The organism is Pelotomaculum terephthalicicum JT, assembly GCF_022410535.1.
Classification (GTDB): domain Bacteria; phylum Bacillota; class Desulfotomaculia; order Desulfotomaculales; family Pelotomaculaceae; genus Pelotomaculum_D; species Pelotomaculum_D terephthalicicum.
The window spans coordinates 1-7,469 of the sequence record NZ_JAKNBL010000068.1 but is presented as its reverse complement, the minus strand read 5'-3'; the positions used below and the strand labels follow the sequence as shown (position 1 = coordinate 7,469).

The following is a 7,469-nucleotide window of genomic DNA, read 5'->3' as shown; positions in this document are numbered from 1 at the left end:
TACGGGCTCCTTCCATCCCGCCTATACCGGCAGTTTCAAAGAAGTTAATAAATTTCCAGTAAAATATGTGGCCAAGTGCTGCATTTTAAATGGCCGAAAATGCTGTATTTTTATTGACCGTTCACAATTAAGCTATTTTATTGTCTAGTCATGAGGAAACACAATAAAGGCTGTATTAGATAAATTGTTCAATCCCTTCGAAATTACGCTTTGCTAATCCTGCAATCGGATCATAATCATCTCTGTTAAGCAAGATAGGAATTCTATTTTGGAGATACAATTCTTTATTTACCAATGTAAATGCTAGTTTAGCGGGAACGTTAACTACATAGTGATTCATTAAAATTATAAATTCTTTTTGTTCTTGAAATAAAAGTTTTAAATAAAAATCTTTGTCCGTATAGCATTCATAGATGTCTTCGGGTGAGAAAAGTTGAAAACGGCGTTGTAATTCTGTAAATTTCTGAGGAAAATAAACTTCATCTTCTTCGCTCGACTGCCATGGAACAAATACCGGTAATTTATAATAATCTTCACCAAAAGGTTTAAATTGCCCTAATGCTGGCCAATTCCCCTCATAAGCATCAGATATTGCCTGTTTACCTGCTTCATAGGAATTGTGTTCAAACATCCGCTTGTAGTAATCCTTAATGAGTCGGAGCAATTCAGATTCGAACCATACCTCTTTCTGCCGCAAAAGTTCATCAGTAAGTTTTACCAATTTTTGTGGGTAAATAAATCCTCGCGTGTTTTTTTCTCCTTCTCGCAAAAACAAGATCGAAGTGAGAGTTCCCAGTTTTTCTGAAAAATTACGGTTGACACGTCCAGCGGCTTGGACAATAGAAGGAAGAATAGGCAAGGCACGCACAATATGCTCGAAGCTCAGATCGACACCGGCTTCAATAACCTGCGTAGAAACTACGTATAACGGTTCCTCAGTTTGTTTTTCCTGAAAATGTTTTATCTTTTTTATTTCCACTCGCTTATGAAGAGGAGTCATCATCCCATGAAGAAGTTTTACGTTAAGCGATTTTATTTTGGAAGCAAGGCTTTTATACACTAAGTAAGCATCAGTAATGGTATTTAATATGGCTGCTTGTAATCGTTCCGGTCTTGACAACAAAAAATCAGCCAGTTCTTGTTCATCCATTTCTCCTCTTTGCTCCAATTTATAACGTTCAACATGTTTTACTGGTTTAATTGCAAGGTGACCCGGTTGCGCTTGTTTTGTAAGTCCGTATTCAAAAGGAGGCATAGTTGCCGATAAAAAGATAACGCGCAAGTTGTATATGTCGGCCAATGACTCTAATCCGCATAAGAAAACGTTCCAACTTTCAGCTGCAAAAATTTGTGGCTCATCTATAATAATCACACTATTTTCTAAAAATGCCCTGCGCAATGTATCTTGAGCCTTTTCAGGGAAAATAGCTTTACACCATTGTTGAAAACTGGTGCATACAATGGAATTAGCCCATGATTCCATGATCAATTGACCAGAATTTATTTCATCCTCATCGCTTTCATCCGCGGCTTTCGTAATTTTTGTTTCCCTAATAGCTAAGGAATGATGTTCGAGAACATGCATATTCAACACATTTTCAACAACATTGCTCGTTTGCTCTAAAATAGAAAGGTAAGGTGCTACGTAAATAATTTTTTCGTACCCCTGCTCTTTCCCAAGCCAGGCAGCTATTTTCATGGCAGTAATTGTTTTTCCATAACCTGTTGGCATCTCTAAAGTATAGATTTTGCGTTTAGAATCTTGTCTTAATTGTAAGAGAATCTGCCTTTGGGCATCGCTTCTAATTTCTGACATGGATTGGTTGCGGTTTCCGTGGCAAAAAATATCAATAATCTTGTTGCTTCGCTCATGGTCTTCCTTTTGGAATATAGTTGTGTTAGTAGGAGTTACGTGAAAGCGATCACCCGCTACCAAAGCAGTTGTTAGCTCACGCCATCTACTTAATCTGTTCATCAAGATTTCATGGGAAGCAAAGGAATATCCAAGGTCAAGTTTATCGGTAACTTCCTCAAGTATTTCAAATATTTCTTCGGTCCACTGGTCAAGTGTTCCAGCCGAAAGAATCATTGGGTTTAACTCAGGATAGTAATGGCAAATAAACCGCTTTATCCTTGGCAAATCCATTTTATCCCATGCACCTGCCCCAATCCAGTGGTGCTCATTAAGACTTTTCAAGTGACCATGATGATCCGCTATATCCCTTATTAGCCATAACCAGATTACTGCATATTCTTCCCATTTCTTCTCCTTTTTGAGCAAATGATAACTCAAATAAGAAAAGAAGAAAGCCCCTTCTGGAGCATGATTGGGCCCTCTCTTACGTTTTCCTCTAATATAATTCTGCCATTCCACGTGCGCTTTAGCTATATCGTGGCAAAGCCCCGCTAACCCAGCCAATTTGATAAACGCAGTATCTTGGCATTGAAAACTCAACCGTTTTTCCATAGCGTTCTTTACGCCAACCAAATGCTCACTTAAGAGGTAAGTTTTGTCTTTATCAGCTGGCCGAGCTATGCATTGCTCAAAAGGAACTAAATCAAGCACACGATATCCCTTCCAAATTTTGCTAGCACAAGATCAAGTAATGGTTCTTCTTTAGGAATAATTGAGATTGGCTTACCATCTTTTTCATAAAGGAAATCAATGGATTTCTCAAAAGTCCTATTTTTCTTATATTGGAATAAATAGCCCCCTGCTCGACAATAATAATTGTCAGTCTTAAGTACGATATTTTTAATAATTGCTATAGGAACAACACTGCTTAATGTAATTTCTTGTTCCTCCATCGGTACATAGTATACATCAGGGAAAATTTTATAGAGAACTGGTTTTGTCAGGGCATATGCTGCCCCTAGATAAGTTGTATAAACAGATTTCTCTTGTGCAAGAAATGCCAAAAGTTGTTCTGTATACTCTTCCCCTGTGTAATAAATCCGATAGGCAGGATTAACTAATAACTCAATAGTTGTAGGCCGATTAAATGTTGAACCAGAATCTTTACCGAGCATGGACATCTGTTGCGCAACAATTCGCACCGGGTGCAAAAGTTTAATTCCAATCTTATCTGTTGTTACAAAATCTTCCATGCCCAAGATTGCCCCAACCAACCCTTTTGCCGCTGTGGGAGTGATAAAGGGATAAGTCATTTGCGTTGCTGTTGTATCAGGCCGCCGGAAATGCCCTAAATTCCCTTTGATATCAAACGCTATGCCTTTCATTGTATTTCACCTTTACCATAATGGTTGCATAAATGGAGCAACATCACCATTAAGTTTTACACCTTGCTGAACCCAGATCCGACAGCGGGCAATTCTATCTTTTTTTTCGTCAATAGTACTTAGAAGTTTGGTTAAATCTAATGTAATATCTTGAAGAGATGAAGGGATTTTCCCAGATGTCTTCCAAGAAGCCACATCAGGAGAAAGAGAAACTAATTCTTCAAGATAACCAAAACGGTAAAACGGGTCTTTATACTCGATATGGATTAAAAGCAAAGGATGCTGTTTTCCTCTTCCTCTAGCCTGACGATGCTGTGTTCCCTGCCATAAGGCACGCAACAACAGTTCTTGATCCTCCTCTTTCATCCCTGAATGCTCCGCAGCTTTAGCATTAATAACAGCCGGCATAGCGAAAACCGCAAAAGGTAATACATAATTCGTCCAAATTGTCCCTTGTGTTTTTCCTTCCCCATCGTCTGACATATCAGCACTTGGCATGACAACTGTCCCTTGTACGTATTGAGTATCTACAGGATGAAGAGAATGGGCCCAACCAAACTGCACAGGGCCGGTGAGATTAAATTTGGGTTTCACTGAATATACTATTCCAAAGGCGCGGACGTCAAAACAGTGATCTACCAAAACACTTTTCATGTCTTCCTTCGCTTCTTTTTCTTTTCCTACATCTTTGGCGATCAGTTGGGCTAAACTTCCGCGGCCCAACAGTTTCCCCTTTTCGTTAATTACCTCCTGAACAAAAACAAAATTCTTCTTTTCTTCACCACCATTAGGTTCATAGTCAATTACAAAATCTCTTACATCCCTTTTAATACTCACATCACTTAAGGAGATTCTTCCATCTTCTTCCGGAAACAATCTTCTTGCATCACTGTCATTAAGCGGATCGCGATTGGGTATACCATCCTTTACTGATTTAATAAACAAGATTTCTCCGCTATTAATTGCCATTGTTTTCAACCTCCTCAGATTTGTCGTTTTTCTTTTCTGACTGATATAATAAATAGCCGGACCAAAATGCCGTCATAAATGAATCTTTTTCTGGAATTAACTGATGTTGCTTTTCGAGAAATCCTAATAGCGTCTGCGCCAAAACTGGGCGGAAATTTGCCCCGATTTTCATTTCCCATTGCTGGGCTAGTTCTTCACTGCGCAGCAATCCATTTTTCCAAATCATTTCGGGATTTAATTTGCTGCCAAATTTCATCACCCGTTGTTTAACAAAATCCTTTTTTGTCTTCCGATAATACGAGTTGGAAAACTGCTTAGTTAATAGACCTGCAACAAATCCCAACTGCTCTACCGATTCTAAATGATTTAAATCAAGCTTTCCCTTACTGAATAAATCCATAAAATTGTTCCAGTCAGCCAACGTTTTCAATCCTCCTTTGCGCTCAAGAATTTTTTCCTCATATTGTTGTAAAAAATACAAAAAGCTGTAATAGAAGACAAGTTCTTGTGCCATCTGCCACCAGTCTTCTTTGTTAGCAAGTTCATTAAGTTTACGTGCTGTCGTCAAACGTAAACGGTCTACACTTAAAGATTCTTTGTGTAAAGCAGCTTGCAGAGAATACCACACATACCCAGGCCCGTATGCGTTGGCAAGCAGTGATGGAAGAGTTTGAGTCCTGTAAAACTCTTGTTTTTTTACTACAAATGCTTCTTGGATTATGCTTGTTTCCCTAGCTTTTAATAGATTCATTATTTTTTCAATTTTTCTCGCTACACTGGGTATAACATCTTCAATTACTGCGCGGATGTGCATGTTACCCCGTGAGAGATCTCCTGAATAATATAAAATTGTTAAACGATGCTCATCCCCTGTTTCCGGAACAACTTTATCAATACCCGCCAATACTCTTAAATGCAGATCGCTGTCACTTTCTCTCACATTACCCTTTACCAACATTTTGCGGTATTTTTGATAAAGCTGTTGTGAGTCACCGTCAACTAATGGTAATACCATCGGTATACCATAAATGGCTTCAAAACTGGAAAAACTCATGTTTTTTTTGGCTTCTACATTTGTAATGGGTGCAAACATCTCTTTCAAAACAGCATTGGAAACAGGAACTTGAATTTCCTTAAGAAACTGCACTCCATACAAAAAAGCCTCATAGTTTTCTGCATCTACTTTTATCCCTTTGGTCCATTCGTCATCTTTCCAATAAATTGAACGCGGAGCTTCCCAAGTCGGTGATAGCCAAAGCCATGATTTATTGTAGATTGAAACTGCTTCATCCACTTTTTTGTTCGAAAAAGTGGATATGACATCTTTCTCTTTCCCCAGTTCTGCTGCCTCATAGAATTTAGCTTCACTTATCCTTTTTAATACCTCTTCACCATTTAAATAGAGATTAAAGCCAGAAACCAAGTTACTAGTGCTAATCCAAATCATATTATTATTATTTATTTTGTCTTTGCGTTTTTGGAACATAGGTAATCGTTCATCATAAATCATGACTATACCTAACTGCTTGTCCTCTGTTATTAGTTCAGAAGCCTTTTGGGCAAATAAGTCGGCAACTATATCTGCTAATTTATTTATCGCATCTTTTACCATATCTTTATATTGAAGGGTACTATTCAGTCGCGGCAACAAAAATTTCTTTTTAAACTGTTCTTGCTCTCTAATGGACTTAATATGAGGGTCATACATCAAGTAACATGGAAGGGCATAAATACCTTGTGCATGAAGAGGATTCCCCCCGTTAGGGTAAAAAACCGGAAATGCAACGGCTCGTTTATGATCAACAATAAAATTTTCTTTGTTATTCTCCATGACAATATTACCGAGTTCCATAGGTTGGAGAATGGCTCGACTCTCATTTATTTCTACTAAAAACACATTGCGAAAATAGTTCTTGCAGTTTTCACTTGCAATGTCAGTTAAAAATCGAATCCTTTCTCTTGAAGATAAACCCCCGTTTTTAATTGGACGACCTATACGAATAATTGATTCAGCAAGCATTTACTCACTCACCTACTTTCTTACCTACCAAAAAAATCTTATTATTTCTTTATTTCGGTATTGTGGTATTAAATTCCTCTATTTTCCCCATATATATTAAAACTCTGTAGTCTAACCTGCCGCGTCGGTTCCAGTAAAACACGAAAAAAGCTTTTTCGAGTCGACCTTTATTTGTGGCAATAATTTATCTACGCGCTGATTACTATTACAAATCCTATTTCAGTTGGAAATTTTAGATTAGTTCCTTCACAGGTTTTGAAGTATACGTTAAGGTGTGAGCGGTCTTTGATAATATCGGGATTGCTGTATCCCTGATTTCTCCGCTCGTTGTGCCGCTCCCTTATGCCGCGACAGAGCTTTTCCGGTAAGCTTCATTGCGGACAACGGAGTGGTCTGTTTTCGGCATGGCGCGGCCCCCTTTCAATAACCCTGATATTCTTGACGGGATTGGATGGGTTGTATGACAAATGAAACTTCGGGCCAACTTGACCCAAAGCTGTTATATTTTCTAAAGAAACAGCGTATAATATATTCAAGGAATACATTGATTCCAATGCAATACGGAAAGGAGCATTGTTATGGAACTTGCAAAAATCACAACGCGCGGGCAAATCACAATTCCCATTGAGATACGCAAAAAGCTGGGCGTAAAAGACGGTGATAAAGTTATTTTTATTGAGGAAAACGGGCGTATTATCATGGAAAACGCCGCTATGATTGCGCTTAAAAACGCACAGGAGGCTTTTGCGGGTGAAGCAGAGCGGCTGGGTCTGAAAACGGAACAGGACGTTGTGGATTTGGTGAAAGAGGTGCGCCGCGAGCTTTGGGAGGAACGCCATGCGCGTAATGATTGATACCAACATCCTCATATCCGCGCTTTTGTTCCCCGGCCAGCAGATGAATACGCTGATTTATAAAATTACAACGGAGCATCAGCTTATCCTCTCGTCGTATGTGGTTGATGAACTGTTGAACGTGGTGCGGCGCAAATTCAAGGATAAATTGGAAACGGTGGATCTGTTGCTGAGCCGGCTTCCCTATGAGCTTGTTTACACGCCCCAACATCCGAAGCCGGTGCTTTTTGAAATACGCGACGAAAAGGATTATCCGGTTTTATATTCGGCAATCATGGAGGACGTAGATGTATTCGTCACGGGCGACAGGGATTTTGACGGGCTGGATTTGGAGAAGCCGGAGATTATCAGCCCGGCCGGGTTCCTCGAAAAATATTAGGCGAGTG

The 7,469-nt window shown here is 39.2% G+C and carries 6 protein-coding genes; 2 read left to right on the top strand and 4 right to left on the bottom strand.

Annotated features, from left to right (window positions below):
- Positions 1 to 175 precede the first annotated feature (175 nt).
- The 4 genes from cas3 to L9W92_RS18180 are packed head-to-tail and all read right to left on the bottom strand — an operon-like array spanning position 176 to position 6,229.
- A complete protein-coding gene (cas3, locus tag L9W92_RS18195; protein ID WP_240085161.1) occupies positions 176 to 2,566 on the bottom strand; it encodes a CRISPR-associated helicase Cas3' in 2,391 nt (796 codons plus the stop codon).
- Entirely contained in the window at positions 2,554 to 3,240 is a 687-nt protein-coding gene (cas5, locus tag L9W92_RS18190) for a CRISPR-associated protein Cas5 (RefSeq protein ID WP_240085160.1), read from the bottom strand. The genes cas3 and cas5 overlap by 13 nt, the downstream gene beginning before the upstream one ends.
- Before the next feature lie 12 nt (positions 3,241 to 3,252).
- Positions 3,253 to 4,209 carry a CRISPR-associated protein gene (locus L9W92_RS18185; RefSeq protein ID WP_240085159.1) on the bottom strand — a complete coding sequence of 319 codons (957 nt, stop codon included), beginning with the start codon at positions 4,207 to 4,209 and terminating at the stop codon, positions 3,253 to 3,255.
- The gene (locus L9W92_RS18180) at positions 4,199 to 6,229 is read right to left on the bottom strand and encodes a hypothetical protein (RefSeq protein WP_240085158.1); all 2,031 of its coding nucleotides are present in this window, start codon (positions 6,227 to 6,229) and stop codon (positions 4,199 to 4,201) included. The genes L9W92_RS18185 and L9W92_RS18180 overlap by 11 nt, the downstream gene beginning before the upstream one ends.
- A gap of 578 nt (positions 6,230 to 6,807) precedes the next feature.
- On the opposite strand from L9W92_RS18180, the gene L9W92_RS18175 reads away from it, so the two are divergent.
- Complete coding sequence (locus L9W92_RS18175) at positions 6,808 to 7,083, top strand: AbrB/MazE/SpoVT family DNA-binding domain-containing protein (RefSeq protein ID WP_240085157.1); 276 nt, start codon at positions 6,808 to 6,810, stop codon at positions 7,081 to 7,083.
- On the top strand, positions 7,067 to 7,462 hold the full coding sequence (locus tag L9W92_RS18170; protein WP_240085156.1) for a putative toxin-antitoxin system toxin component, PIN family: 396 nt from the start codon (positions 7,067 to 7,069) through the stop codon (positions 7,460 to 7,462). The genes L9W92_RS18175 and L9W92_RS18170 overlap by 17 nt, the downstream gene beginning before the upstream one ends.
- Positions 7,463 to 7,469: the final 7 nt, after the last annotated feature.

Excerpts from the sequence above, each read along its gene's own strand:
- cas5 (WP_240085160.1), bottom strand. The coding sequence starts at position 3,240 with ATGAAAGGCATAGCGTTTGATATCAAAGGGAATTTAGGGCATTTCCGG.
- L9W92_RS18185 (WP_240085159.1), bottom strand. The coding sequence starts at position 4,209 with ATGGCAATTAATAGCGGAGAAATCTTGTTTATTAAATCAGTAAAGGAT.
- L9W92_RS18180 (WP_240085158.1), bottom strand. The coding sequence starts at position 6,229 with ATGCTTGCTGAATCAATTATTCGTATAGGTCGTCCAATTAAAAACGGG.
- L9W92_RS18175 (WP_240085157.1), top strand. The coding sequence starts at position 6,808 with ATGGAACTTGCAAAAATCACAACGCGCGGGCAAATCACAATTCCCATT.
- L9W92_RS18170 (WP_240085156.1), top strand. The coding sequence starts at position 7,067 with ATGCGCGTAATGATTGATACCAACATCCTCATATCCGCGCTTTTGTTC.